The organism is Pedobacter sp. NEAU-ZC8 (genome assembly GCF_059278965.1).
Genome location: NZ_JCAJXC010000011.1, coordinates 12,276 through 37,635 on the forward strand (window position 1 = coordinate 12,276; position 25,360 = coordinate 37,635).

Consider the following 25,360-nt stretch of genomic DNA (forward strand, 5'->3'; position numbering starts at 1 on the left):
ATCAGTTCGTTTTTGACTTGATCCTGTGCCACCATTTCTTCCTGCCAGTACCTTCTAAATAGCCCTGTAAGGTTTCTGGTATTTCTGAATCTTTGTAACGGTTGTGCCTGTAGTACGGGCTATGCAGCTTGTCCTGATTAAACGCGTTTAGTACGATGTGAAAGTTCTTCAAGCCCAGTTCCTGTGAAAGTCGTTCAGGCACTTTCGCAGCATGATACCTGGACACGCCCGCGCGGATGATGAACAAGTTTACATCAGCAGCTTTGATCATTGGCATAGCATCCGATACCAATCCGATCGGCGCAGAGTCTATAATTATGAAGTCGTAAGTTAATTTGATCGTTGCCAGCAGGTTTGACATTCGCTGCCCATATAGTAATTCTGAGGGATTAGGTGGCACAGGTCCGCCGCTGATAAAGGAGAGTGTGTCTGAGTGCTGGATGATGATCTCTGCTATCTCGGCTTGGTTGGACAGGTAGTTGCTGAGTCCAAGCTGATTATCCGCATTAAACGCCCGATGTAGAATTGATTTTCTTAGGTCCGCGGCAATTACAATCACACGCTTGTCAATCAGCGAAAGTGCATGGGCCAGGTTCAAGGCATTAAAGGATTTACCTTCACCGGATGTTTCTGAAGTGATACAAATGACTTTTCTTTCGACATCAGGTGCCAGAAAGCTGATGTTACTACGCAAGGAACGGACAGATTCTGCAAACATGGTATCGCCGTATGGCAAGAGAAGCTTTTCCGCGGAAGGCAGTGCGGCAGGATATTTCCGGATGATGCCAATGATCGGGATGTCTGTGAGCTGCGCCAGCGTTTCACGGTCGAATATGTATGGGTTTAATGCCCGGACAAGGAAGATTAACATAATTCCAGCAAGTAACCCAAGCAAAACCGCCATCTTATAGACGTTGCGATCTATAGGTGCAATCGGTTTGAACTGGGCGGTCGCTTTATTGACAATTGTCGCGGCTGGTGTGATGGATGCCCGACTTATCTGTGCTTCTAACTTTTTTTGGTTGAGATAGGCGTATACTTTTTGGTTAACTTCAAATGTAGATTGTAGGTTGACAAAATCTTTTTCTGCGTTGGGCAGCCGAGTTAAGTCGGAGCCGTTCCTCGCAAGCTGTTTTTGCAAGAACAACTTTGCTTCCGTATTCTTTTGCTGTTGGGCCTCGAGGTTACTTATCAGCGATTGACGAACAATCCTAAGCTGTGATTCCGTGTCTGCCACTGTTTCTGAACCGGCCTTATAGGTACCCAGTTGACCTTGTTTTTTTAACAATAGCGCATTAAACTGGGTGAGGAGGTTACTGAGGAAGGGATCTTTAAGGTCCTGAAGATCAAAGCTGATCGTAGCAGATAGGTCCTTTGAAGCCAGTTGTTTAACAAGCAGGTTTGTTTTTAGTGATTGAAGATCAAGATCAGCCTTCTGCCGTTCTGATGTCTCCAATCGTTCCAAAGCCTGGTTTGTAACGCCTGAAACATTTATCATTTTTGAACTCGTCTTAAACCGCTCCAAAGCTGTTCCGGATGTGCCAACTACTTGCGCCAATCTGTGCTGTAGGGTGTCAATAAACGAGATTGTCTGATTAGCGGATTGCGTCTTCTGTCGCTGGTCATAATTGATATAGGATTTTAGGATCGCATTTAGTATGTCTGCCGCAAAGGCAGGATTTTTATCGGTCTGGGTAAAACTTAGGATATTGGTGTTCTTGTTTTCTGTCATCGCCAGTCCATTGTTAATCCTGGTTAGTAACTCATCTGGAGTGTTGAAATGTAGGTTGTAGTGAACGCCAATTTGTGAGGGTTTAAACCGATCTTTTATCATGAATTCGACATTCCCGATTGCTAAGGTTCTATTGATCCTGTAGGTCCTTTTAAAATGCTTGTCATGGTGTCGAAAAGTCAAAACAAAGCGGTCGCTTTCAGTTGGTGTAACACGGTAATCACGTATTGACAGATCTCCTTCAGGGGACTTCAGAACAATAACTTTAAAGGGAATCAAGGGATACAGTTCAGTATGATTGATATAACCCTGTTTGTAAAAGGCTAAAGGATAGTTCAAGCTTGAGGCCGCATTCAGCAGAACTTCACGGGAGCGAATGACAAATTGCTCCGACTGTAACTTGTTGCTTCTTTCATATACGTTTCTAACATTAATCAGCTCTGATATTTCCGACCGCTTTTCTTCAAACTTTAAAGTTGCCTCCGTTGCGTATGATTTAGGTGTTAAGTTCAGGTAAATATAGCTCAGGGTCAAGCCTAAGAGTACCATTGCGAGGAGCCAATACCAACGACTATAAATGATCGTAAATATTCGCCGGTAGCTGAACCTCAGGGTATTCTCATGCCATATCTTTCCTCCAGCTTCCATTATTTCGATAAGTTAATAATCAGTAGTATGGTGTTAAGCAGTACAAAACCGATTTGGAAAAAGGTGGTATATGCCTGTGCATTGTGCGCCTTTAATGCCGCTGACCGGGGTTCCACATAGATGATGTCTCTTGATTTCAGCCTTAGCTTTTGATCTTTCAAAAAGGCATAATCCGCCAGATCTACGATGATAACTTCCGGGTTTATCCGGTCCCCTCGGATGATCTTGACCAGATGTTTGTTTGCAATAGACGTTAAACCACCTGCTTCTCCCAGTAAATCGATTAGCTCGTAATCTTCCCTGTTGATGATGTATTTCCCTTGTTTAGCTACTTCGCCGAGTAGCACCACGTACAGGTTGTTTATTCTTACGTCGATCAAGGGTTTTTTCAATTCCTTTTCTTTGTACTTAAGTTCAATCAACTCCGCTGCCTGCACCCGGTTCAATCCAGCTACCATCACCTTCCCAATCAAAGGCAGATTGATTTCACCAGATGCATTTACTTTGAAGGTGGCGTAGCTGTCGTTTTTTAGATCGTTCCTCAGGTTCTCCTTTCTAACTAGAATTGTGATGTCCTGCAGGTCCGCAATGGCAAGTTCATCCTCGGGTTTGATCAGGTTATAGTAATCCTCCGGATTGGGAGGAATTGGAACTACATAAGCTTTTCTGCTGGTGTCTGCATCAAATGGAGTCTTGAGTATCACGTCCCGATTGACAAACCCACATGATGTTAGTAATGGCAAGAGAAGACAAATAATGCAAGGGACCTGGTAAAGTTGAGCGTGTTTTGATTGCATACTATCTGGTTGGTAATATAATACAATGTAAAATTATTATTTAATAAAAAACTATATTACATAGAAATTAATATTTTAACATTTATGAAAGTAAGTTTGATTACTGTTGTATTCAATTGTGAAGACTTTGTTGAGCAATGTATCCTGTCGGTACTTGCTCAAGATTACCAGGAATTAGAATACATTATCATAGACGGAAAGTCTACCGACCGTACGCCGTTGATCATTAAAAAATATGAAGATCAAGTTTCGCACTATGTGTCCGAGCCTGATACCGGTATGTATCATGCCTTAAACAAAGGCATTGCCTGGGCAAGTGGCGAATTGGTGGGCGTTCTAAATGCTGATGATTATCTCGCTGGTCCCACAGTTATTTCGCAAATGGTACTTTTTCTTAGCCGGCATGATGCCGATGCGGTTTATGGAAATCTGAATTACGTGAATCGACATGATACCAGGATTATAAATAGAAAATGGCGTTCAAATGCATTAAGCCGGCTAGATTTAAAGCTTGGTTGGATGCCTGCCCATCCGACTTTATTTATCAGAAAAATATACTTTATGCGCTATGGAGGATACTCGCTTCAGCTCGGCACTGCGGCAGATTACGATCTCGTACTCAGATTTTTCTTTAAACATCGGCTAAGGGCTGTTTTCCTGGATCAGCTCATTGTGCATATGAGAACGGGCGGAATGAGCAACCGGAATGTACGAAGTGTGCTGAGCGCAATTGGGAACGACTATCGGGCAATGGTTTACAATCAACTGCCATTTCCGGCTGCTGCCCTTATTTTTAAGAAGCTTAGGAAGCTTAAACAATTCATCTAATTATCTTCTTATCGTTAATAATACAGAAAACCACTCGTTCAAAGAGATGAATAGGAGAAAATGGGGTAATTTTACCACCTAGAATTTTGAATATGAATATCTCAATAAATGGTTTCGGCAGAATCGGGCGCAACTTCCTGCGAGCTGCAATTGAACGTGACCTGAATGTTGTTGCAATTAATGACCTTACCGATCCCGCCACTTTAGCGCATCTATTTAAATATGACACCGTACACCGTGGCTTCAAGGGTGAGGTTACTTATGATGATGAAGCTATAATTGTAAACGGTAAACGAATCCTGATCTTTGCGGAAAAAGATCCTGAGCAGCTGCCCTGGAAAGCCCTGCAAATTGATCTCGTGATAGAATCAACCGGCAAGTTCACGAACCAGGCCGGTGCTACACGCCACCTCCAGGCAGGGGCAAAACAGGTGATCATATCTGCTCCTGCATCCGATAAAGATATTCCTATGGTTGTACTAGGGGTAAATGATCACCTGGTGGATCTGCAGTCTCCGGTACTTTCAAACGCTTCATGTACTACAAACAATGTTGCTCCGATGATCAAGATCCTTGACGATAATTGGGGGATCTTAGACGGCTACATCACCACGATCCATTCTATGACCGGTGACCAAAGTTTGCATGACGCTCCGCATAAAGACCTCAGGAGAGCTAGGGCAGCTTCAGCATCGATTATTCCAACGACTACCGGAGCAGCGAAGGCAATTACAAACATTTTTCCGCACCTTGACGGTAAGCTGGGCGGGGCCGGGGTGCGCGTTCCTGTTTTAAATGGTTCATTGACAGACCTCACCTGCATACTTAAAAGTCCAACAACAATAGAAGCAATAAATGCTGCTTTCAAACAGGCTGCAGCTAATGAGCTAAAGCATATTATGGAATATACGGAAGATCCGATCGTATCGGTAGATATTCTTGATAATACGCATTCATGTATCTTTGATGCACAGTTAACCTCTATCGTAGGTGACCTGGTTAAGGTTGTTGGCTGGTATGATAATGAGTCTGGATACTCCGCCAGACTGGTTGATCTCATCCAAAAAATCGAAGAGTATGATAAAGTTTATCAACGCTGAGAAAACACTTCCGCTGAGGAGTAAAGTGTTAAAAGGGAACATGCCTTTCGAACAATGCATTTTCCCGACAGATCACCATGGCTTCCACCTCGGCTATTTCCTAGATGAAAACATCGTCACAGTTGCTACTATTTTCGAGGAAGATTTCCCAGCGCTTGGGCCGGGTGGCTATCGCCTAAGAGGTATGGCAACTGAACCACAGCATGCCGGCAAAGGATATGGCGCTGCGGTAATAAAGTTTGCAATAGATGAATTGAAAAAGCGGGGTGCTGCTTATATTTGGTGCAACGCCAGGAGTTCGGCACTAGGTTTTTACCGGAAACTGAACTTCGAAATCCTCTCAGAAGAATATGAGCTCTCCGGAATTGGAGCACATTATAATATGTCACTACAACTAAACAACATATGAATACAGTAGATCAATGTAATTTTAAAGATAAAAAGGCACTGGTAAGGGTCGATTTTAATGTTCCTTTAGATAAGGACTACAATATTACCGATGATAAAAGGATGCGCGCTGCTTTGCCGACCATCCACAAAATCATCAATGATGGTGGTTCCGTGATTCTGATGTCGCACTTAGGGCGTCCAAAAGGTGGACCTGAAGAGAAATATTCGCTTAAACATATTTTAGGTGACCTTTCGAGGATGCTGGATATCGAAGTTAAATTTGCAGATGATTGTATTGGTGAACAGGCTTTAAATAAAGCTAAGAACCTTAGCCCTGGACAAGTGTTGCTTTTAGAGAACCTCAGATTTTACAAGGAAGAGGAGAAAGGTGACCGCGCCTTCGCTGAAAAGCTTGCGAAGCTTGGAAATGTTTATGTAAATGATGCATTCGGAACAGCACACCGTGCACACGCTTCAACTGCGATTGTTGCGGAGTTTTTCCCTACAGCGAAGTATTTCGGTTACTTAATGGCTGAAGAGCTTAAAAATGCGGAGAAAGTTAATGAAGGTGCAGATAAACCATTTACTGCAATAATGGGCGGTGCAAAGGTTTCTGACAAGATCCTACTTATTGAGAGCTTGCTGAACAAAGTGGATAACCTGATTATCGGCGGTGGAATGGCTTACACCTTTGCAAAAGCACAAGGTGGTGAAATTGGTACCTCGCTGCTGGAAGAAGACCTAATGCCGCTTTGTCTTGAACTTGTTGAAAAAGCTAAAAGTAAAGGTGTTAACCTGATCCTGCCGATCGACACAGTTATTGCTGATAAATTTGATAACAATGCTGCCAAAGATACCGTGGACTCCGGACAAATTCCTGCAGACTGGATGGGCCTTGATATTGGTCCAAAGACCGTAGCACTTTTTACGGAAACCATCAAGAATTCTAAGACGCTACTTTGGAATGGTCCGATGGGCGTGTTTGAGATGGATAACTTCGCTGTCGGAACTCGCGCTATCGCTGATGCCGTTGTTGCTGCCACGAAAGAAAATGCTGCTTTCTCGCTTATTGGAGGTGGTGATTCTGCTGCTGCAATCGCGAAGTTCGGTCTTGAAGATCAGGTTAGTTTCGTATCAACAGGTGGTGGTGCACTTCTGGAATATATGGAAGGAAAAGAATTGCCAGGTGTTAAAGCGATAAATGCATAACGAACACTCCTAAGAAAACTTTATTAAATGCACAAGCCCGACGATTTCGCCGGGCTTTTTTTGTGCAATTCTGAGAATCTTTGTGTGTGAACATCTGTGATTAGAAAAAACTATGCCAGTTCCTGATTACTTGGACAAGAATTCGCAATTATACATTTTGTTTCTATTAAATAGATAGGCAGAAAACGCCACGATGTTCATAACTGAAACGATAAAATCATGTTCAATGGTTAATGATCTAAACTATCTGAAGATCACCTCAATATCAGCGCCTCATCAGCTGCAATTTTTTGTTTTTGCATCCTAACAATAAACTTACAGTAGTTGTTGTATTCGTTATATTGTTTGTAATTTCGTTGCGAAATATGAGGAAAAAACTACCCGCATTAGTCGTTCTGTTGTTATCATTTTTTCCCATGTTGGGAATCGCACAAGTTAACACTGAGCAAGTTGATCCCGGACCTTATGGAAGGGGAAGTAATATCACCGTTCCGAACCCACTTTCCGCAGGAACGACCAATTTTCAATCAAACAATACCTTCACTTTATATCTTTCTGATGCCACAGGTAACTTCCAGAATGAAAAGTTGATTGGGTCTTATGAAGGTTTTTTTTCCAGGTTTATCAATGGTGTTATTCCCACAGATGCTACACCGGGAACTGCTTACCGGCTGAGAATCAAAAGCAGCAGTCCTGAACTCATACATGAGTTTTCAACGCCTGTTCAGGTGCTGGCTGCACAGGGACCCGTTGCGGGCGTCACTGCGCCTGCTAATCTTACCCTGGGGCAAGATGCATTTGGCTGGTGTGGAACCAGTACCGGTGATAATAAATCAATCTTATTTGGGATTGCAGCCAACGCACCTTCTTCTCAAACACTAACTTATAAAAACGAAGTCACACAAGCCACGGGGTCCGTACCCTTGAGTAGTCTTGGATATGATCTGACTGGAGTAGCTCAAGATTACTACACCATTCGGGTGAGTTCTGCACGAACAGAGGGCGGACAAACCATTAAATCAAATAAGTCCTACCTCTTGTTGAACCAACAAACACAAGTAAGTCCAATAAGTGGAGAAAAGACGGGATGTATTGATCCTGCTCTTGGCACCGGGGTTAATATTATTTTTGCAATTTCAGTTAGCGGAAATGGGGGAATTCAGAATAATTTTCCAGGTTCAGTCTATAGAGTCAACTGGGGTGATAAACAAGAAAGCACCTTCACACATGCAGAAGTTCTTCGACTGAATGGTGTGCTAACGCATAATTATAAAAACTCTTCATGCGGTGAGCCACCGATCGATTTAGGTGCAGGCATAAGACTAGCTAACTCCTTCAAAATATCGATTACCTCTCAAAACAGCTTTTGTTCTACAATTTCAAATCCAGTGACCTCATACGCACAGATTTATGCTAAGCCGGTGGCAAAGATTGACACGGCTCAAATTAGAGCTGTTTGTGTAAGTAAACAAGTGCTGTTTACTAGTAAAAGTGTATCAGGTACGAATACGAATTGTTCAACTGGAATGACGTACAGGTGGTATTTGGACGGCAAACTCGTTTCCGACAAGGAATCCTTTGTCTACTCGGGATTTGCGACTACCGGAACATACCAGGTGCGCTTGGTTGTCTCCAATGACGTTGGCTCCTGCGGTCCAAGCGAAGACACCTGGACCATCTGTGTGCAAAACCCGCCAAAGCCAAGCTTCAACATCGACGGGAAAGTTGGTGCTACAGCATGTGTCGGCACCGTATTCAAACCGAACAACACCTCTTCTATTGATGAAAGCTGCAATACAAACAACAGCTTCAGATGGGAGATCACCGGAGGTCCTGTAAGCTATTTGAATGGTACATCAGCCACAAGCAAATCGCCTGAATTCAGCTTTAACGCAGCAGGCATTTACAAAATAAAGCTAGTTGCACTTACCGCATCCTGCGGAGAAGTTGCTACCGAAGAGCAGACCATTGTTGTGAATAGTACACCTATTGCAACGCTCTCGCCAGATGTTCAGCTTTGCAGTCTGGGTACCTATAAGTTCTGCGACTGTGTAACAGGACCTACCTTAACCAAGTTTTCCGGCACACAACAAGAAACTGAAGGAACCTACACATGGACGGTTACCGGGGGTGAACATGAATTTGAGGCTTCCACTCCAAACACAAAGTTCCCCAACATCAAATTTCTGGAATATGCAACCTACACCGTGTCGGTAACACACACAAACAGCTGTGGAACTGTCACCAAGACTCAGAAAATCTCCTTCATTCCATCCCCAACCATAGAGATACAACCAATCAATGAGATCTGTTACGATGATCTGATTGCTTTAAATGCAGTGATTACGGGTGATGTGATTACCCCCACCTGGGTTGGTGGTAACGGTACCTTCAGTGCTGGCCGTAATGCATTGGTCACCAATTATATCCCAACTGCCCAGGAACGGGCAGCCGGCAGGGTAGAACTGATCCTTCGCGCTACAACAACCCTGGCCGCACCTTGCGCAGTGATTGAACGTAGCATAACGGTGATCATCAGACCAAAAGCAAGCATCACCAGCCCGGCCGCTATTGCAAATTGTAACAATGCGCCCTTGAACTATACCATCACCTCAAACCTAGAGGGAACGACCTATAGCTGGACCGCCACAGGCCCTGCAAGTGTTACTGGCTTTACCTCCGGAACTGGAAACGTGATTAACGACGTGCTGATTAGCGCCAATCCAAATGTAGATGCCGTGGTAACTTACACCATCACCCCGGTAAACAACGGTTGTCCCGGTGTTCCTTTCACCCTGAGCGCCACTGTTGGAAACATTCAAAATACAATTACCAGCAGCACAACCACGATCTGCAGTGGACAGGAGATCACCATTACCGGAAATGATCTATCTACATTGGTAGGGTACAGCTACGTTTGGGAACGTAGTATGGATAATGGGGCTACCTGGGCCGTGGTTCCAAATCAGACCCAGAGAGACCTTAAACTCACGCTCACAGACACGCAGCTATTCAGACGTTATGTAGCGGGTGGGAACTGCTCGTCCACAAGCGAGCCGGTTAAAATCACCGTATTACCTCCACTTGAAAACAACATCCTCAAAAACGTGCCAGCAGTTTGCGAGGGTTTTGCCCCAATGCAATTGACTGGTTCTGTACCTACCGGAGGAGATGGAAACTTCAGATACCAATGGCAGTCGAGCATTGATGGTGGAAGGACCTGGAACAACATCGATGCCGCAGTATTGCCGGCCTACCAGCCTGGAATACTTCCGGTGTCAACCTCGTTCAGGCGTCTGGTAAGTACCAATATCTGTTCCGGGCCTTTCCAAAGCATCAGTAATCCGGTTACCGTAACGGTGAATCCCAAGCCCATAGCAGACTTTACCGTTGTTGCCGATAAAAGCTGTGCACCTTTTCTAATCAACGCTCAGAACGTTGTTGCCAAGGCCTATCCAGACCGTAATGATGTATATTCCTGGTATGCAAATGATGTGCTGATTGGTACAGGCATCAGCTTTCCAAACTATACCATAACCACCGACAACACTTTCATCAATATCAAACTGGTGGTAAGTAGTCCCTTCCGTTGTACAACCGATAGCATGACCCATGTATTCAGCACACAGCAAACTGTCAAAGCTTCCTTCACGCAAAACCTTAAAGAATCCTGCGGCCCGGCACAAGTAACTTTCCGTAATACCACACCTGCGTTGACAGGTTCCAGCTTTGAATGGGATTTTGGCAACGGGCAGAAATCGAATGCTGCTAATCCAACAGCAGCGGTATCTTACCCGGAACATCCAGCAGGGCGGGACACCACCTACACGGTAAAACTTACGGTAAAAACAGCTTGCGGCGAGAACACCTTTACCTCAGAGGTACTCGTGAAAGCATTGCCTCGGGCGGTATTTTCACCTAGCAAAACAAGCGGTTGTTCGCCGATGGTTGTGACATTTACGAATACCTCACCAGGAACCGGCAATACCTACTACTTCGATTTCGGCGATGGTACACCGCCGCTACGGAAAACAGATAATTCTCCAGTAACGCACACCTTTGTATCCGGCAGCATCAAAGAATTCGAGGTAACCATGATCACAGAAAACAGTTGCACCAGGAGTCTGCCAACCAAGTACACCATCCGCGTTTCTCCAAACACCATACTACCAGAACTGGTGGTAAACAGCAATGAGCTGGCTGGTTGTGCACCTTTTACCGTGAACTTTCATAATAACTCCAGCGGTGCTACTTCCTATATCTACGACTTTGGCGATGGCACAAAAGCAGGACCTACGCGTACTGCTCCGGAAACCGTTACCCACACCTTTACTAAAGGTGGAATCTATGTTGTAACACTTACCGCATCTAACGGCTGTTCTGATACTACAACAACAGAAACCATCACGGTCTATGACCAACCTATGCTGCAGATCGCTGCAGATCAGGTACAGGGCTGTCCTGGTCTAAATGTGAAATTCAAAAATCAAAGTGTAGGCGGAATATCCTACGTCTGGGATTTTGGTGATGGCACAACTTCTACAGCATTTGAGCCTGAACATGTTTACACTGGCGATCAGGAATTTTATACCGTAACGCTTACTGCTGTCAATTCGCTTGGCTGCAGCAACACCAGGGTCTTCAATCAGTACATCCACATCATTCCGCCTGCAGTGGCGAACTTTAACGTAGTTCCGGGAACAACCGTTAACATTCCGAACTATACTTTCCAGTTTGAAGATGAAAGTGAGAACAATCCGGACAGCTGGACCTGGGATTTCGGCGATGGAACAAGCTCTAACGCGAGAAGTCCGAAACACACCTATCCAGACACCGGCAGTTACAAAGTTACCTTAAGAGTCACCAACCAGTTCAACTGCTATACAGAGATGAGTAAAACGGTGAAGATCGTAGGTGTACCAGGCTACCTGTTCGTGCCTAACGCCTTCATGCCAAATAGCGGTACCGAGGAGCTACGAACCTTCAGGGCCAAAGGATCTGGACTGGCTTCCTATAGGCTGAGCATCTTCAACAAATGGGGCGAATTGCTATGGCAGACAGATAAGCTGGAAGACGGCAGGCCAGCAGAAGGCTGGGATGGCACATACAAGTCGATACTTGTCCCACAAGGCACCTACATCTGGAAGATCGATGCTGAGTTTATCAACAAGATGCCATGGAAAGGCATGAGTTACAATGGATCTGTGCCTAAGCGTACCGGTTCTATTAATTTAATAAGATAACAATGAAGAATAATTTCAGCCGGATCTTAATGGCTTGTCTAAGTTTTCTTTCGCTGGAGAGCCAGGCGCAAGATCATATATACTCCCAGTTTTTCAATGCCCCAATTTACCTGAATCCTGCCCTCACAGGCCAGTTCGAAGGAGACCTTAGGCTTAACCTCATTTACAGGAATCAGTTTACAGGCATGTCACAAAACCTGAATTACATGACTGCTTCAGCCGACCTTAACATACCTGACTTTGGCGGTGGGGTAGGCCTGCTATTTAACCGCAGTAGTGAAGGTACTGCGTACCTGGTAAAAAACAACGTTGCCGCCACCTATTCCTACAGCGTAGGCGGAGATGACTTCATCGCATCCTTCGGCATCCAGGCTGGTTTTACAAACAGATCCATTACCTGGAACAAGCTTGTCTTTGCCGATCAGATCGATATGCGGCTGGGTTATATCCCAGGTAGTGTTTCCGCGGCGGAACTTCCTGATGTCTCGAACAAGTTCTTTTTTGATGCTGCAGGTGGAACCAACATCGTCTACAAATCCATGATGGTAGGTGCTTCATTTTTCCACATCAATCAACCTAACGAGTCATTTAGCGGCGCAGAAGCCAAATTGCCGGTGCGTATGTCGGTAAATGCCAGTTACATGATCCCGCTGGTTTACAATGCGGGTTATACCAATTACGACGGTGCATTTCTGATTCCATCTATAATTTATCACAAGCAGCAGAAGTTATCTTCAGCCACGTTTGGAGCGCAAATTAAATATCGTAACCTCAATACCGGACTTTGGTACAGAACAGCAGGGCAGGGTGGACCAGACGCGATTGTGTTGTCGTTTATTGTAGATTTAGGAAACCGCAGATCAGGAGAGAAGTTTCGCCTAGCGATCAGTCATGACGCAACAACGTCCAGGCTTAACTATACCAATACCAGCGGCACCACAGAGGCGAGTATAGGTTACCAATCCTTTTTCAGGAACAGCGGCAACTACGAGAAGTTTAAAGGACTACAGAGCTACTATTTCTATTAATGATGGTACTACTTTGCTAATTGTCATCTAAGCTCCCTAATCGCTAAACCTTCACACCTTTCAATATCGGATTAAAGAAAGGCTATCTAACCAGATAGCTTTTTTCAATTCAAGGCAATTGGAACCTCATTTAGTGTTCTGATGTACGCTCCAACAGGCTGTCCGGTCGACCAGCTATTTCTTAATGGAGGCAGCTGTACTTCTCAAAAACAAACCGTTATAGCAAAAAAAAAGCTATCCGATTGGATAGCTTTTTCTAAGTAGAGATTAGGAGAACTTATTGTTTGTTTTTGTTCTCTTCACCTTCCATTTGTTGTTTCAATTGAGCAAGAACATCTAAATCTCCTAGAGTTGATTTCTCAACAGAATCTTTAACTTTCTTTACTGCTGTATTAGAAGCTTTAGCTTCTTTTTTCTTGGTAGCTCTTTCTTCAGCAACTGCTTCAGCTTTAGCCTCTTCCCAGATACGGGCGTGAGATACAACGATACGTTTAGCATCTTTGTTAAACTCGATGATTTTAAAATCATTGGTTTCTTCAGCTTTGATGGTAGTACCGTCTTCTTTAGCCATATGTTTTGTAGGTACGAAACCTTCAACACCATAAGGTAAAGCAATAACAGCACCTTTATCAGTTACTTTCACAACTGTACCCTGGTGAACTGAATCAAGGGTAAAGATGGTTTCGAAAGTATCCCAAGGGTTTTCTTCTAATTGTTTGTGACCTAAGCTTAATTTACGGCTTTCTACGTCTAGTTCAAGAACAACTACGTCTAAGGTATCACCAACTTTAGTGAATTCGTTAGGGTGGTTAACTTTTTTAGACCATGAAAGATCAGAGATGTGAATTAAACCGTCGATACCTTCTTCAATTTCAACGAATACACCGAAGTTAGTCATGTTTTTAACTACTGCTGTGTGTTTGCTGCCGATTGGATATCTTTCAGCCACATTTTGCCAAGGATCTTGAGTTAATTGTTTGATACCTAAGCTCATTTTACGCTCGTCGCGGTCTAAAGTAAGTACTTCAGCCTCGATTTCGTCACCAACTTTCAAGAATTCCTGAGGGCTGCGTAGGTTTTGAGACCATGACATTTCTGACACGTGAATCAATCCTTCAACACCTGGAATGATCTCTAAGAAAGCACCGTAATCTGCAACAGTAACGATTTTACCTTTAACTTTTGAACCAACAGTTAAGTTAGCGTCAAGGCTTTCCCAAGGGTGTGGAGTCAATTGTTTAAGACCTAAAGCAATACGTTTTTTCTCGTCATCAAAGTCAAGAACAACAACATTGATCTTCTCGTCTAAACTTAATACTTCTTTCGGATGCTCTATGCGGCCCCATGAAATATCAGTAATGTGTAGTAAACCGTCTACACCACCTAAGTCGATGAATACACCGAAGTCAGTAATGTTTTTAACAGTTCCTTCCAATACCTGACCTTTTTCAAGTTTAGAAACGATTTCAACTTTTTGACTTTCTAAATCGTCCTCAATCAGGATTTTGTGCGAAACTACAACGTTTTTAAATTCGTGGTTGATTTTAACAACTTTGAATTCCATTGTCTTACCTACGTAGATATCGTAATCACGGATAGGTTTGATGTCAATTTGAGATCCTGGTAAGAAGGCTTCAACACCCATGATGTCAACGATAAGACCACCTTTAGTACGGCTTTTAACAAACCCGTTGATGATTCTGTCGTTTTCAAGCGCTTCATTAATAGATTCCCATGAACGTTGAGTTTTAGCTCTTTTACGAGATAAAATTAACTGGCCGTTCGCATCTTCAGGGGCTTCCACGAAAACGTCAACTGTATCGCCAATTTTTAAATCCGGCATATCACGGAATTCAGAACTTGATACTAAACCGTCAGATTTAAATCCTACGTTTAATACAACGTCCTTGTTGTTGATAGATACAACAATCCCACTGATAATCTCACCTTGATTGATTTGATTAAAAGTATCGGTATACATGCTTTCAAACTTTTGACGGTCTTCTTCTGTGTAATTACCGAATGCTTTGTCGTCTGCATCCCAGTCAAAATCCTGATCTGGTGTCGCTAATGATGATTTGATCGCTTCGATCGACACTGTATCAGCTTCTGATTCAATGTTTTCTTTCTCGGACAGACGAGCGTCTGCGCCTTGGAATTCGGCTTTTTTAGCCTCTAGTTCTTTTTCTGCTACTTGTTTTTTTGCCATTAAAAATTTAATCTCCTTTTTCCCGTGAGGGACTACAAAGATAGAAATATTTATTTTTAATGAAAGAAAATATAATAAAGTTCTTGATTTAGAACTTATTAACAATTAACACCCGATGTGGAATATGTACTGAAAATACCAGGAACTTTGTCGCTTTTTAATGTTGTTCCGCCAGAAAAGGTTGCACCTTGCTGATCGCAAATTCCAGTTGCTCCTGTTCAGAGAGTTCGGTATTGTCTAATATGATTGCATCTTCAGCTCTAACCAGCGGACTTTCCTTACGTGTAGTGTCTGCATAATCGCGGTGTGCAAGGTTTTCAAATACCTCTTCCAGCGTCAAATCAGTATTTCCTTTTGCTCTAAGCTCGTTGAAACGTCTTTCCGCGCGAATCTTTGGATCTGCAGTCATAAACAACTTTACCTGCGCATCAACAAACACTGCGGTACCGATATCCCGGCCATCCATAACAATGTTCTTTGATTTACCCATGCGTTGCTGCTGCTTAACCATCTCCACACGTACACTTTTGTTTGCAGAAACTTCGCTCACCCGTTCAGATACTGGCATCAGACGGATTTCCTCAGACACCTCTTCGCCATTTAAAGAAATGTGGGACTCGTAATCACGGGAGTGGAAATTTAGTTCGATGTGTTTCAACGCTTCCGTAACCGCTGCCGGGTCATTTACGTCAATGTTGTTTCTGAGAAAATAAAGGGTAACCGCCCGGTACATCGCCCCACTGTCTACATAGATCAGTCCGAGTTTCTTTGCTAATGCTTTTGCTAATGTACTTTTACCGCAGGACGAATATCCATCAATCGCTACTACCAGATTCTTTCTCATTGCTGCAAAGTTAAGCTTTTGCCCAATTTCCAGTCTAAATTGTTCAATAAAACTTAATTTTACCTTCATGATTCCTGAGAGACAGCAACTTTTAGAGCACGTTACTTTTAAGACTTCCAGAAGTGGGGGTAAAGGCGGGCAACATGTAAATAAGGTGTCTAGCAAGGTGGAGGTTATCCTGAATATCCCTGCAGCAGCTTTCCTGTCGGAGGAGGAGAAAACACTATTGATGACCCGTTTGGCGCACCGCCTTGACACCGGAGGGAACCTGCATGTCATTGCACAGGAGGATAGAAGTCAGTTGGCAAACAAGGAAACCGCAATTGAAAAACTTCAGGCGCTGATCACAAACGCACTTAAAGTTGAGAAGCCGAGAAAGCCGACCAAAGTGCCGAAAGCGGTTATTCGCAAAAGATTGGAAAATAAACAATCGACGGCACTTAAAAAGGAAATGCGTAAACGGCCGCGCTTGTTTTAAGGCAGCCGAGCGGTTCTACAACCTCGATATTCCTGGTTAATTAAACCGGTAATTGGCCGTGATGCTTCCGAATTGGTGCGCAGAAGCAGAACTCTTGATCTCCTTGGTTTTAAAGATCACGTTGAAATCCAGGCTGAGTCTGCCGGTACTATAGTTGACGCCAAGCTGTTGCGCAAAGACAACAGGTTTAACGCCATAGGTAACCGGACTATTGTTCGAAAACATGCTGCCTTGTACGGTAGCATCATACGCTACAAAATTAAGCTGCGGTTTAGCATAGAAGAAAAGCTCATGCCTTTGTCCACTAACCGTTGAACCTGCAGTACCCACCCTTGCATCATAGCTGGCGGAGTTAAACAGCTGTTCCATATTCCCTGCCCTGAAAAGCACCGCTGCACCAGCGCCGCTAAAGGTTGTGCCTGCATTAGCATAGCCTTCAAAACTAAAATCTGTCTTTGTATTTTCTGCCCTTTGTAACAGTCGTACATACTGTACCGATGTATTTACCGCAGCCTCATTTTTGATCTGGTAATCCCAGCCCTCCGGTTCGTAAAAGCCTATGGTACGGTGCAGTAATTCCTGTCCATCTTGTGCCAGTGAATTCGGTCCTGTGGTACCGATCTGTACTGCCGCTTTCAACATCTGCTCATCGCTGCGGAACCAGCTCATTGCGCCACCAAGGTAAAGGTATCCTGCAAAGGGACGATCCTGAGTGGCAGGGTCTGGGCGAAAGCCTGAACGTGGATTGAAAATCATCTGCCCGGCAGACAACTCGATAATCTTCTTTTGCAAGCCTGGCTTCAATTTCCGCTCATCCGTTGCAAAGCGATAATTTAAGAATAAACCATTGGTATAGTATCTGTCAGACCCCTGCGCCAAATAAGAATCATTGTCGCTTTGGAAACCAACTTCGTGTTTGTACTGTTGGGCACTCGCTTGAAATCCTAAAAGGAAAACACCAATTGTGAATGCCAGAAACTTGCTTTTAGCCATAAAATGAAAAACCCGGATGAAATCCGGGTTAATTTAGTTTTTTGTATGCTGATATTAGTCTTGTTTTTTGTTTTTCACCGTAAGATCCTGTGCGTTTTTCACTTTCTCAGCGGTCAAAGCTAAATCAATCACCTCGCGCATCTCCGTCACATAGTGGAAAGTAAGGTCTTTGATGTAACTTTCTTTAATTTCCAGGATGTCTTTCTTGTTCGATTTACAAAGGATAATTTCCTTGATGTTCGCACGTTTAGCAGCAAGGATCTTTTCCTTGATACCACCAACGGGAAGCACTTTACCTCGAAGCGTAATCTCACCGGTCATCGCCAGATTAGGTTTAACCTTTCTCTGCGTAAATGCGGAAGTTAAGGCGGTCAGCATGGTAATACCCGCTGATGGTCCGTCCTTCGGCGTAGCACCTGCCGGCACGTGTACATGCACATCGAAGTGGTCAAAAAGCTCGTAGTCGATGCCAAACTGTTCCGCATGGGAGCGGAGGTAAGCCAGTGCAATCACTGCCGATTCCTTCATTACATCACCAAGATTACCGGTTAAGGTTAATTTTCCTTTACCAGGACTCAAGCTCGCTTCTATAAAGAGAATGTCGCCGCCAACCGAGGTCCATGCTAAACCTGTTACCACACCGGCAACTTCGTTACCTTCATAAAGATCCTTATCAAATACCGGAGCACCTAAAATGCGTTCCACGTCTTCACTGGTCAAGGTCGGTTCGTAGCTTTCTTCCATGGCGATTTTCGTCGCAACGCCACGAACAAGGGATCCGATTTTTTTCTCTAAGGAGCGTACACCAGATTCCCGGGTATAATCTTCAATCACCTTTTCGATCAATCCTGGTTTAAGCACAATATCCTTGCTCTTAATACCATGTTGTTCTTTTTGTTTAGGTAAAAGGTATTTACGGGCAATTTCCACTTTCTCTTCGATCGTATATCCATTAACCTCAATAATCTCCATACGGTCTAATAGCGCAGGTTGTATGGTGTTAAGGGAGTTTGCGGTAGCGATAAAAAGCACGTTAGAAAGGTCATAATCGGCCTCCACATAATGATCGTTGAAAGCATTGTTCTGCTCCGGATCCAGCACCTCCAGCAAAGCAGAAGATGGGTCACCACGATGATCGGAACCAACTTTATCAATCTCATCCAATACAAACACCGGGTTTGCTGCCCCGGCCTTTTTCAAGGACTGAATGATTCGGCCCGGCATTGCGCCGATATAAGTTTTCCGGTGACCGCGAATTTCGGCCTCATCTCTAACACCGCCGAGGGCAATTCTCACATACTTGCGGTTCAGCGCCTTTGCAATAGATTTACCGAGCGAGGTTTTACCAACGCCCGGAGGGCCTACCAGACAGATGATCGGCGCTTTCATATTGCGCTTCAGCTTCAATACGGCAAGATATTCTATAATGCGCTGTTTAACTTTCTCCAGACCAAAATGATCTTTATCCAGCACACGCTGCGCACGTTTTAAGTCGAAATTGTCTTTTGTAAATTCATTCCATGGCAGGTCCAGCAACAACTCCAGATAGTTCATCTGGATCGAGTAGTCTGGCGCTGCAGGGTTCATCCGCCCAAGCTTTTCAAGCTCTTTGTTAAAATGCTCTTTGACTGCCGCAGTCCATTTTTTCTTGTTTCCGCGGGCCTCAAGCGCATTGTACTCCATATCGGTGGAGTTGCCACCCAACTCTTCCTGAATGGTTTTAAGTTGCTGATTCAGAAAATAGTCCCTTTGTTGCTTATCCAGATCGGTACGAACCTTGGACTGGATCTGGTTTTTAAGTTCCAGCATCTGAAGTTCAAGGGTCAGCAGCTCCATTACCTTTTCCGCACGGTCGCGCAAATTGGCCATCTCCAGCATTTTCTGCTTGTCGGCCAATTCGGCATTCATGTTTGAAGAAATGAAGTTGATCAGAAACGATGTACTTTCGATGTTCTTCAGTGCCAATCCTGCTTCACTCGGGATATTGGGAGAAAGCTGTATGATCTGCGCCGACATCTCCCGGATGGAGGCGATCAAGGCTTTAAATTCCTTATCCTTTTTGTACTTGGCTTCGGCAAACTTGGTAACTTTAACTTTGATGTAGGGCTCGGATTGTACCAGTTCTTCCAGGTTAAAACGTTGTTTACCCTGAATGATCACCGTCGTGTTACCATCGGGCATTTGCAAAAGCTTGATGATGTGGGCAACGGTACCTACGCTGTTAAGCTGCTCGAAAGTTGGATCTTCAATAGAAACGTCTTTTTGAGAGACAACGCCAATAATCCGATCACCTTTATATGCTTCCTTAATTAACCTGATTGATTTATCCCGCCCAACAGTTATTGGTATTACGACTCCCGGAAAAAGAACTGTATTCCGCAATGGTAAAATGGACAATACTTCAGGGGTATCTTCACCGTTCATATCATCCTCGTCCTGCTGGGACATTAAAGGAAAAAACTCGGTATCCTCATTTATTATTGGAAGTGCATTACTAAAATCAAATTGATCTTTTATACTCATTAAATTAGGCTCTTTTAAAAACGACAGTATGACAGTGTGTCGTTTGATAATATTAGATTTCGTAGTGAGAACATTAAATTCAACTCTTATGCCAAAGAAGAATAAAAGCGATAGTCTGTTAAAAAGTCCGAATTCTAAAAAATATTCCAAAATTAACATATTTTGAAATATTAAGCGTTAAGTGTAATATTGCTACCAACGGGGAACAATTCCTTGCTTAGCGTTCCAACTTATCTTTATTTATAATTAATGAAATATCTTAAACAGACCTTAATCATCTTATTTCTTAGTGCAGCTGTTAATAGTTTTGGTCAGGGTGGAGGTTATTATAACCTCGGAATGCAGCTGATGATGAAGAATGATTTCAAAGGAGCAATCACGCACCTTGAAAAGGCTGAAGCTAAAAGTCCTGATAATCCGAATGTTTCAAGATTACTCGGCTACGCTTACTTCCAGTGCAAAGAATATGAGAAATCCATTACGGCTTATAGCAAACTGATCGCATTGAAGCCTACAGATAATTCTGCATATTATTACCGAGGCAAAGGCAGGTTGAATATTGCTAACGATCCGAAGGAATCGCTGAACACCATGCGCGATAATTTCTACTTGTCTGCGATCAAAGATTTCAGCAAAGCGCTTGAACTTAACGGTGAAGAAGATGTGCAATTACTGCAAAACCGCGGCATCGCCTATAAAGACTATGCGATTTTTAAATCCTTTAAGATTAAGAAATCAGCGGATAAGGCTGCCTGCAACACTTTGTTCAATAACGCGATCTCCGATTTCCAGAAAATTCTGGTCTTGCAGCCGCAACGTAAGGACATCATTGATCTGACAAAATACGTTAAAGCACAAATTGCAAGCTTGAAATAAAAGACCTTTCCCATTTTACCTTGAGGCTGCCTTTTACGGGTGGCCTTTTTTGTGTTGGTACAAACACATACCAACACCAGATTAAACATAGACCAAATGCACATTACACGCACATCTTCTGTGCGGTTGATGTGCGTGTGATGTGCGTTTGATGTGGGTCAGGTGTGCGTTTGATCCGAAGCCGTCCTATCCTTGTCTTGTCCTAATATAGCTATACGTGTTCAGCTGTTAAATCAAAATTTGCTATACACTTTCGATTTCTTATCCCGGCTTAAACTATACAACCTCGCGCCGGCCTAAAATAAAAAGAGCCACGTCATAAACGCGGCCCTGGTTTTATAATTTTCCTGTAATCTGGTATCGTTTGGGAGACATCAGCTTAATTTGCTGTGACTTCTTGATCTCGTATAGGCTGTCGGGATAGTAACGCAGCGTATCTGATGAACGATATAAGTAGTTGCTGTTTTCCAGAACAATCACGATGCCTGTTATGGCTTCGTTCTTTTTGAAAATCTGCAGGCGCTTAACAGGCACTTTCTCATTTGTGGAAGTGTACAGTAAACCAGCCTCGTTCGTTCTGGTGTTGAATGCGCCTTTCCATGCCGCTTTATTGATGTCTGCATCTACAAATGCGGAAAGTTCCTTGTCCCAATTGCTGATCTTTACCTGCTTTCGTTCGGCACTGTCATTGACAATCACGGTCTTGTCAACCATGTTTGCACGACGGGTTAAGGAAGCCGCTTCTTTGCTGAAATAGCCTTTTAGATCAAAGTATTCGAGCTTTGTGCTACGCTGTTCCTGCTCGGGTGTTCCGCAGGACAATAAAAAACCGGCAAACAGCAAGGCGTACTTCCTCATTACACCAATACGTTTCCGGTCATGATTGCAGGCGGTTCGATGCCCATAATTTTTAAGATCGTCGGTGCAACATCGCCCAGCTTACCATCTTTGATCGATTTGAAATCATTGTCGATCAGTATACATGGTACCAGGTTAGTGGTGTGGGCGGTATTTACCGAACCATCATCGTTCAGCATATACTCGCTGTTTCCATGGTCAGCAAGCAGGATGAAAGAGTAGCCGTTTTCAATACCTTTCTTTACAACAGTTTCAGCACAACGATCAGCTGTTTCAACAGCTTTCACTACGGCATCAAATACACCGGTATGGCCTACCATGTCTGGATTGGCAAAATTTAGACAGATGAAGTCTGCCCAGCCCTTTCCGAGTTCTTCCGTAATTGCATCTGTGATGCCTTGCGCGCTCATCTCGGGTTGCAGATCATAGGTGGCAACCTTCGGCGATGGGATCATGATGCGTTTTTCATTTTCAAACACCTGCTCACGGCCGCCTGAGAAGAAAAAGGTTACGTGTGGATACTTTTCCGTTTCCGCAATGCGGATCTGGTTTTTATGGTGCCTGGCGAGTACCTCACCAAGGGTTTCAGTTAAATCATCTTTGGTGAAGATCACGTTCACATTCGAGAAACTTTCGTCATATGCTGTCATCGTTACATAATGAAGCGGCAATTTGTGCATCTCAAATAATGGGTAGTCTGTCTGGCTTAAAGCAGAGGTAATTTCCCTTCCGCGGTCGGTTCTATAGTTGAAGCAGATCACGACATCACCTTCTTTGATGGTTGCCACCGGCGAACCGTCGTTGTTGGTTACCACAATCGGATTGATGAACTCATCGGTAACGCCATTTTCGTAAGACTTCTCGATAATACTTTCAGGATCCTGTGTAGCAAGGCCGGTACCTTTAGTAAGCAGGTCATACGCTAATTTCACCCGTTCCCATCTCGAATCGCGGTCCATCGCATAGTAGCGGCCAATTAGGCTGGCAAGTTTCCCTGTGGAATTTGCTAGATGCGCGTTAAGATCTTTAATAAAGCCCAGCCCCGACTTCGGATCCGTGTCACGGCCATCCAGAAAGGCATGTACAAAAACATCGTTCACTTCACTTTCCTTTGCGGCATCACAGAGTGCTTTAAGGTGGTTGATGTGGGCGTGAACACCACCATCAGATACCAATCCGATGAAATGCACGGCTTTATGATTTGCTTTTGCATAGTTAAAAGCATCCACCAAGGTTTCATTTGAAAATAAAGTACGGTCAGAAATGGCCTTGTTGATACGTCCAAGTTCCTGGTAAACCACTCTTCCGGAACCAAGGTTCATGTGTCCAACTTCAGAATTGCCCATCTGTCCTGCGGGTAAACCCACTGCTTCACCTGAAGCTTCAAGCTTTGAATTGGGGTAGGTCTTTAACAGCGAATCAAAGAAAGGTGTATTTGCCGCATAGGCAGCATCAGATTCATCTTGTTTACCGTAACCCCAGCCATCAAGAATCAGGAGCATTACTTTTTTATTATTCATTTGTTTCTTTTTATTTTGTAAGAAAGTTCTGGTCTTGTTCAACAAATATAAAGCAATTGAGTTCTGTTGAACTATAGAAATCCATTTTGTGAAGGCCAGATGGCATAATTTGTGGGGTAAAGCTTATATTAGCGAAAATTAAACATGATCAGGTCACTTCTTCCAATTCTTTTCGTTATTACTGGCTTGTTAATACCCTTACAATTCCAGAGTAACCTTGTTGGTGAAGTTTCAGGCCATTTCCGTACCGGAAATTCCAAAGAAATTGCAAAGCATTTCAATGCTTCTATCGAGTTAAATATTGCCGAGGAAACAGATACTTATTCTAAGGCGCAAGCCGAGCAAATTTTAAGAGACTTCTTCAATAAAAACATGCCTGTAAATTCTACAGTCATTCATTTGATCAATACAAATCCAAACTATCAGATCGGTATTTTGTCTGTACTTACTAAAACGATTAAATACAGAGTTACGGTTACTTTCAAAAAGACCTCGGGGGAATTTCTAATCACCGAGTTGAGAATAGAGGGTGACAAAACTTAGCTGTATTACGCTAAAAATGCTATTTTTGGGTAAATATTAATGTTTTGGACAAACAGATTATAGAGCTATTCATCAAAAATGCCATCGCCGAAGATCTTGGCGATGGTGATCATACATCGCTTTCTACCATTCCCGCTGATGCGGTTGGCAAAGCGAAACTCATTATAAAAGAAGAGGGTATCCTTGCAGGGCTGGAGCTTGCCCTGGCGATTTTTAACCATATCGATCCATCTTTACAGATCAATGTTTTCCTGAAAGACGGCGCTGAAGTAAAATTCGGTGATATCGCCTTTACGGTTGAAGGTAACACCCATTCTATATTACTGGCCGAACGATTGGTATTAAATTGTATGCAGCGCATGAGCGGCATTGCAACGAAAACAAACCGCATCGTGAAGGTACTGGAGCCTTACCATACCAAGGTGCTCGATACCCGTAAAACCACCCCTGGTTTGCGATACTTAGAGAAGCTTGCGGTTAAGATCGGGGGCGGTGTAAACCATCGTATTGGACTCTATGATATGATCCTGATTAAGGACAATCATGTAGATTATGCCGGGGGCATCGCAAATGCGATACATGCGGCAAATGATTACCTGAAACAAAAGCAGAAGCAGCTGGAGATCGAGATCGAAGTTCGCAACTTCGAAGAACTGGAAGAAGTGCTGGCAACCGGATCGGTTAACCGGATTATGCTGGATAACTTTAAACCTGATGCACTTAAAAAGGCAGTGGAAAGAATTGGCGGGCAATACAAAACAGAAGCGTCGGGCGGCATTGTGGAGTCTGAGATTCCGGCATACGCAGCAACCGGTGTAGACTATATTTCTATGGGCGCATTAACGCATTCCGTGAAAAGTTTAGACATGAGCTTAAAGGCGTTTTAAGAATGTTATCGATATATTCTATTTCTGCTGTGATCCTGGCCTATCTGTTTGGGTCCATACCAACTGCGGTATGGCTCGGCGGTGCCTTTTATGGTATCGATGTTCGGGAGTACGGTAGTGGAAACGCCGGTGCAACAAATGTTTTTCGTGTGCTTGGTAAAAAGGCAGGCCTTGCTGTAATGATCATTGACATTGCAAAGGGCTACACGGCAACCAAACTGGCGTATTTTATAGGACTTTCCGTAACTGGGCCGCATAATTCTTCGCAATTTATCAACTATGAACTGGCGCTCGGCGTTACCGCAGTGATGGGCCACTTGTTTCCAATTTTTGCCGGCTTTAGGGGTGGTAAAGGCGTTGCTACGCTTTTTGGAATGATTTTGGCAGTTAACTTCCCGGCAGCTATGCTTTGCGTTCTGGTCTTTACCGTTGTTTTACTGGTTACAAAATACGTTTCACTTGGTTCAATCTGTGCTGGATTTACCTTCCCGCTCAGCATTGTGTTCGTATTTCACTCCTCCGTTAAATCGGAGGTCCTTTATGGTATGTGCGTCTGCGTGCTCATCCTGATCACGCACCAGAAGAACCTCGAACGACTGTTAAAAGGCAAAGAATCCAAAGTGTATTTGTTCAAAAGCAAAAACAACTAAATCA

The 25,360-nt window shown here is 43.7% G+C and carries 19 protein-coding genes; 11 read left to right on the plus strand and 8 right to left on the minus strand.

Annotated elements, in window-relative coordinates; translation table 11 throughout:
* Position 1 precedes the first annotated feature (1 nt).
* Together AC5WJX_RS10110 and AC5WJX_RS10115 are read right to left on the minus strand one after the other, a co-directional pair.
* Positions 2 to 2,380: a GumC family protein gene (locus AC5WJX_RS10110; protein WP_494484411.1), complete on the minus strand. Its 2,379-nt coding sequence runs from the start codon at positions 2,378 to 2,380 to the stop codon at positions 2 to 4.
* Positions 2,380 to 3,084 carry a polysaccharide biosynthesis/export family protein gene (locus tag AC5WJX_RS10115; protein ID WP_494484412.1) on the minus strand — a complete coding sequence of 235 codons (705 nt, stop codon included), beginning with the start codon at positions 3,082 to 3,084 and terminating at the stop codon, positions 2,380 to 2,382. Before AC5WJX_RS10115 ends, AC5WJX_RS10110 begins: the two co-directional genes overlap by 1 nt.
* A 177-nt stretch (positions 3,085 to 3,261) precedes the next feature.
* Here AC5WJX_RS10115 and AC5WJX_RS10120 point away from each other — a divergent pair, with 177 nt between their 5' ends.
* From AC5WJX_RS10120 to AC5WJX_RS10145, 6 genes are all read left to right on the plus strand, one after another.
* Positions 3,262 to 4,005, plus strand: coding sequence for a glycosyltransferase family 2 protein (locus AC5WJX_RS10120; RefSeq protein WP_494484413.1), 744 nt, complete (start codon positions 3,262 to 3,264; stop codon positions 4,003 to 4,005).
* 92 nt (positions 4,006 to 4,097) lie between these two features.
* Positions 4,098 to 5,105, plus strand: coding sequence for a type I glyceraldehyde-3-phosphate dehydrogenase (gene gap, locus AC5WJX_RS10125; RefSeq protein ID WP_494484414.1), 1,008 nt, complete (start codon positions 4,098 to 4,100; stop codon positions 5,103 to 5,105).
* Positions 5,083 to 5,514, plus strand: coding sequence for a GNAT family N-acetyltransferase (locus tag AC5WJX_RS10130; RefSeq protein WP_494484415.1), 432 nt, complete (start codon positions 5,083 to 5,085; stop codon positions 5,512 to 5,514). Before gap ends, AC5WJX_RS10130 begins: the two co-directional genes overlap by 23 nt.
* Positions 5,511 to 6,704 (plus strand): phosphoglycerate kinase, encoded by a 1,194-nt coding sequence (locus tag AC5WJX_RS10135; protein ID WP_494484416.1) that lies wholly within the window; start codon positions 5,511 to 5,513, stop codon positions 6,702 to 6,704. Before AC5WJX_RS10130 ends, AC5WJX_RS10135 begins: the two co-directional genes overlap by 4 nt.
* Before the next feature lie 416 nt (positions 6,705 to 7,120).
* Complete coding sequence (locus AC5WJX_RS10140) at positions 7,121 to 11,947, plus strand: PKD domain-containing protein (protein WP_494484417.1); 4,827 nt, start codon at positions 7,121 to 7,123, stop codon at positions 11,945 to 11,947.
* A 2-nt stretch (positions 11,948 to 11,949) separates the two neighbouring features.
* On the plus strand, positions 11,950 to 12,975 hold the full coding sequence (locus tag AC5WJX_RS10145; protein ID WP_494484418.1) for a PorP/SprF family type IX secretion system membrane protein: 1,026 nt from the start codon (positions 11,950 to 11,952) through the stop codon (positions 12,973 to 12,975).
* Positions 12,976 to 13,252: 277 nt separating this feature from the next.
* Here AC5WJX_RS10145 and rpsA read toward each other — a convergent pair whose 3' ends face one another.
* Together rpsA and cmk are read right to left on the minus strand one after the other, a co-directional pair.
* Positions 13,253 to 15,184, minus strand: a complete 1,932-nt coding sequence (gene rpsA / locus AC5WJX_RS10150) for a 30S ribosomal protein S1 (protein WP_440430202.1) — start codon at positions 15,182 to 15,184, stop codon at positions 13,253 to 13,255.
* Between the two features lie 157 nt (positions 15,185 to 15,341).
* The gene (gene cmk / locus AC5WJX_RS10155) at positions 15,342 to 16,028 is read right to left on the minus strand and encodes a (d)CMP kinase (RefSeq protein WP_494484419.1); all 687 of its coding nucleotides are present in this window, start codon (positions 16,026 to 16,028) and stop codon (positions 15,342 to 15,344) included.
* Positions 16,029 to 16,095: 67 nt separating this feature from the next.
* Between cmk and arfB the strand changes: the two genes are divergently transcribed.
* A complete protein-coding gene (arfB, locus tag AC5WJX_RS10160) occupies positions 16,096 to 16,506 on the plus strand; it encodes an alternative ribosome rescue aminoacyl-tRNA hydrolase ArfB (protein WP_440430204.1) in 411 nt (136 codons plus the stop codon).
* Positions 16,507 to 16,542: 36 nt separating this feature from the next.
* On the opposite strand, the gene AC5WJX_RS10165 is transcribed toward arfB, so the two are convergent.
* Together AC5WJX_RS10165 and lon are read right to left on the minus strand one after the other, a co-directional pair.
* Positions 16,543 to 17,499 carry a lipid A deacylase LpxR family protein gene (locus AC5WJX_RS10165; protein ID WP_494484420.1) on the minus strand — a complete coding sequence of 319 codons (957 nt, stop codon included), beginning with the start codon at positions 17,497 to 17,499 and terminating at the stop codon, positions 16,543 to 16,545.
* Between the two features lie 54 nt (positions 17,500 to 17,553).
* Positions 17,554 to 20,022: an endopeptidase La gene (gene lon / locus AC5WJX_RS10170; RefSeq protein WP_494484421.1), complete on the minus strand. Its 2,469-nt coding sequence runs from the start codon at positions 20,020 to 20,022 to the stop codon at positions 17,554 to 17,556.
* Positions 20,023 to 20,271: 249 nt separating this feature from the next.
* Between lon and AC5WJX_RS10175 the strand changes: the two genes are divergently transcribed.
* Entirely contained in the window at positions 20,272 to 20,898 is a 627-nt protein-coding gene (locus AC5WJX_RS10175; protein WP_440430207.1) for a tetratricopeptide repeat protein, read from the plus strand.
* A gap of 336 nt (positions 20,899 to 21,234) precedes the next feature.
* Here the strand turns inward: AC5WJX_RS10175 and AC5WJX_RS10180 are convergent, their stop codons facing one another.
* Together AC5WJX_RS10180 and gpmI are read right to left on the minus strand one after the other, a co-directional pair.
* Positions 21,235 to 21,756: a hypothetical protein gene (locus AC5WJX_RS10180; protein WP_494484422.1), complete on the minus strand. Its 522-nt coding sequence runs from the start codon at positions 21,754 to 21,756 to the stop codon at positions 21,235 to 21,237.
* Positions 21,756 to 23,276 carry a 2,3-bisphosphoglycerate-independent phosphoglycerate mutase gene (gpmI, locus tag AC5WJX_RS10185; protein ID WP_494484423.1) on the minus strand — a complete coding sequence of 507 codons (1,521 nt, stop codon included), beginning with the start codon at positions 23,274 to 23,276 and terminating at the stop codon, positions 21,756 to 21,758. Before gpmI ends, AC5WJX_RS10180 begins: the two co-directional genes overlap by 1 nt.
* 144 nt (positions 23,277 to 23,420) lie before the next feature.
* Between gpmI and AC5WJX_RS10190 the strand changes: the two genes are divergently transcribed.
* Genes AC5WJX_RS10190 through plsY form a run of 3 tightly spaced genes read left to right on the plus strand, consistent with a single transcriptional unit; the run spans position 23,421 to position 25,356 of the window.
* Positions 23,421 to 23,819 carry a DUF4783 domain-containing protein gene (locus AC5WJX_RS10190; RefSeq protein ID WP_494484424.1) on the plus strand — a complete coding sequence of 133 codons (399 nt, stop codon included), beginning with the start codon at positions 23,421 to 23,423 and terminating at the stop codon, positions 23,817 to 23,819.
* Positions 23,820 to 23,863: 44 nt separating this feature from the next.
* On the plus strand, positions 23,864 to 24,706 hold the full coding sequence (gene nadC / locus AC5WJX_RS10195) for a carboxylating nicotinate-nucleotide diphosphorylase (RefSeq protein WP_494484425.1): 843 nt from the start codon (positions 23,864 to 23,866) through the stop codon (positions 24,704 to 24,706).
* Between the two features lie 2 nt (positions 24,707 to 24,708).
* Positions 24,709 to 25,356 (plus strand): glycerol-3-phosphate 1-O-acyltransferase PlsY, encoded by a 648-nt coding sequence (gene plsY / locus AC5WJX_RS10200; protein ID WP_440430212.1) that lies wholly within the window; start codon positions 24,709 to 24,711, stop codon positions 25,354 to 25,356.
* Positions 25,357 to 25,360 lie beyond the last annotated feature (4 nt).

Excerpts from the sequence above, each read along its gene's own strand:
- AC5WJX_RS10110 (WP_494484411.1), bottom strand. The coding sequence starts at position 2,380 with ATGGAAGCTGGAGGAAAGATATGGCATGAGAATACCCTGAGGTTCAGC.
- AC5WJX_RS10120 (WP_494484413.1), top strand. The coding sequence starts at position 3,262 with ATGAAAGTAAGTTTGATTACTGTTGTATTCAATTGTGAAGACTTTGTT.
- gap (WP_494484414.1), top strand. The coding sequence starts at position 4,098 with ATGAATATCTCAATAAATGGTTTCGGCAGAATCGGGCGCAACTTCCTG.
- AC5WJX_RS10130 (WP_494484415.1), top strand. The coding sequence starts at position 5,083 with ATGATAAAGTTTATCAACGCTGAGAAAACACTTCCGCTGAGGAGTAAA.
- AC5WJX_RS10135 (WP_494484416.1), top strand. The coding sequence starts at position 5,511 with ATGAATACAGTAGATCAATGTAATTTTAAAGATAAAAAGGCACTGGTA.
- AC5WJX_RS10140 (WP_494484417.1), top strand. The coding sequence starts at position 7,121 with ATGTTGGGAATCGCACAAGTTAACACTGAGCAAGTTGATCCCGGACCT.
- AC5WJX_RS10145 (WP_494484418.1), top strand. The coding sequence starts at position 11,950 with ATGAAGAATAATTTCAGCCGGATCTTAATGGCTTGTCTAAGTTTTCTT.
- rpsA (WP_440430202.1), bottom strand. The coding sequence starts at position 15,184 with ATGGCAAAAAAACAAGTAGCAGAAAAAGAACTAGAGGCTAAAAAAGCC.
- cmk (WP_494484419.1), bottom strand. The coding sequence starts at position 16,028 with ATGAGAAAGAATCTGGTAGTAGCGATTGATGGATATTCGTCCTGCGGT.
- arfB (WP_440430204.1), top strand. The coding sequence starts at position 16,096 with ATGATTCCTGAGAGACAGCAACTTTTAGAGCACGTTACTTTTAAGACT.
- AC5WJX_RS10165 (WP_494484420.1), bottom strand. The coding sequence starts at position 17,499 with ATGGCTAAAAGCAAGTTTCTGGCATTCACAATTGGTGTTTTCCTTTTA.
- lon (WP_494484421.1), bottom strand. The coding sequence starts at position 20,022 with ATGAGTATAAAAGATCAATTTGATTTTAGTAATGCACTTCCAATAATA.
- AC5WJX_RS10175 (WP_440430207.1), top strand. The coding sequence starts at position 20,272 with ATGAAATATCTTAAACAGACCTTAATCATCTTATTTCTTAGTGCAGCT.
- AC5WJX_RS10180 (WP_494484422.1), bottom strand. The coding sequence starts at position 21,756 with ATGAGGAAGTACGCCTTGCTGTTTGCCGGTTTTTTATTGTCCTGCGGA.
- gpmI (WP_494484423.1), bottom strand. The coding sequence starts at position 23,276 with ATGAATAATAAAAAAGTAATGCTCCTGATTCTTGATGGCTGGGGTTAC.
- AC5WJX_RS10190 (WP_494484424.1), top strand. The coding sequence starts at position 23,421 with ATGATCAGGTCACTTCTTCCAATTCTTTTCGTTATTACTGGCTTGTTA.
- plsY (WP_440430212.1), top strand. The coding sequence starts at position 24,709 with ATGTTATCGATATATTCTATTTCTGCTGTGATCCTGGCCTATCTGTTT.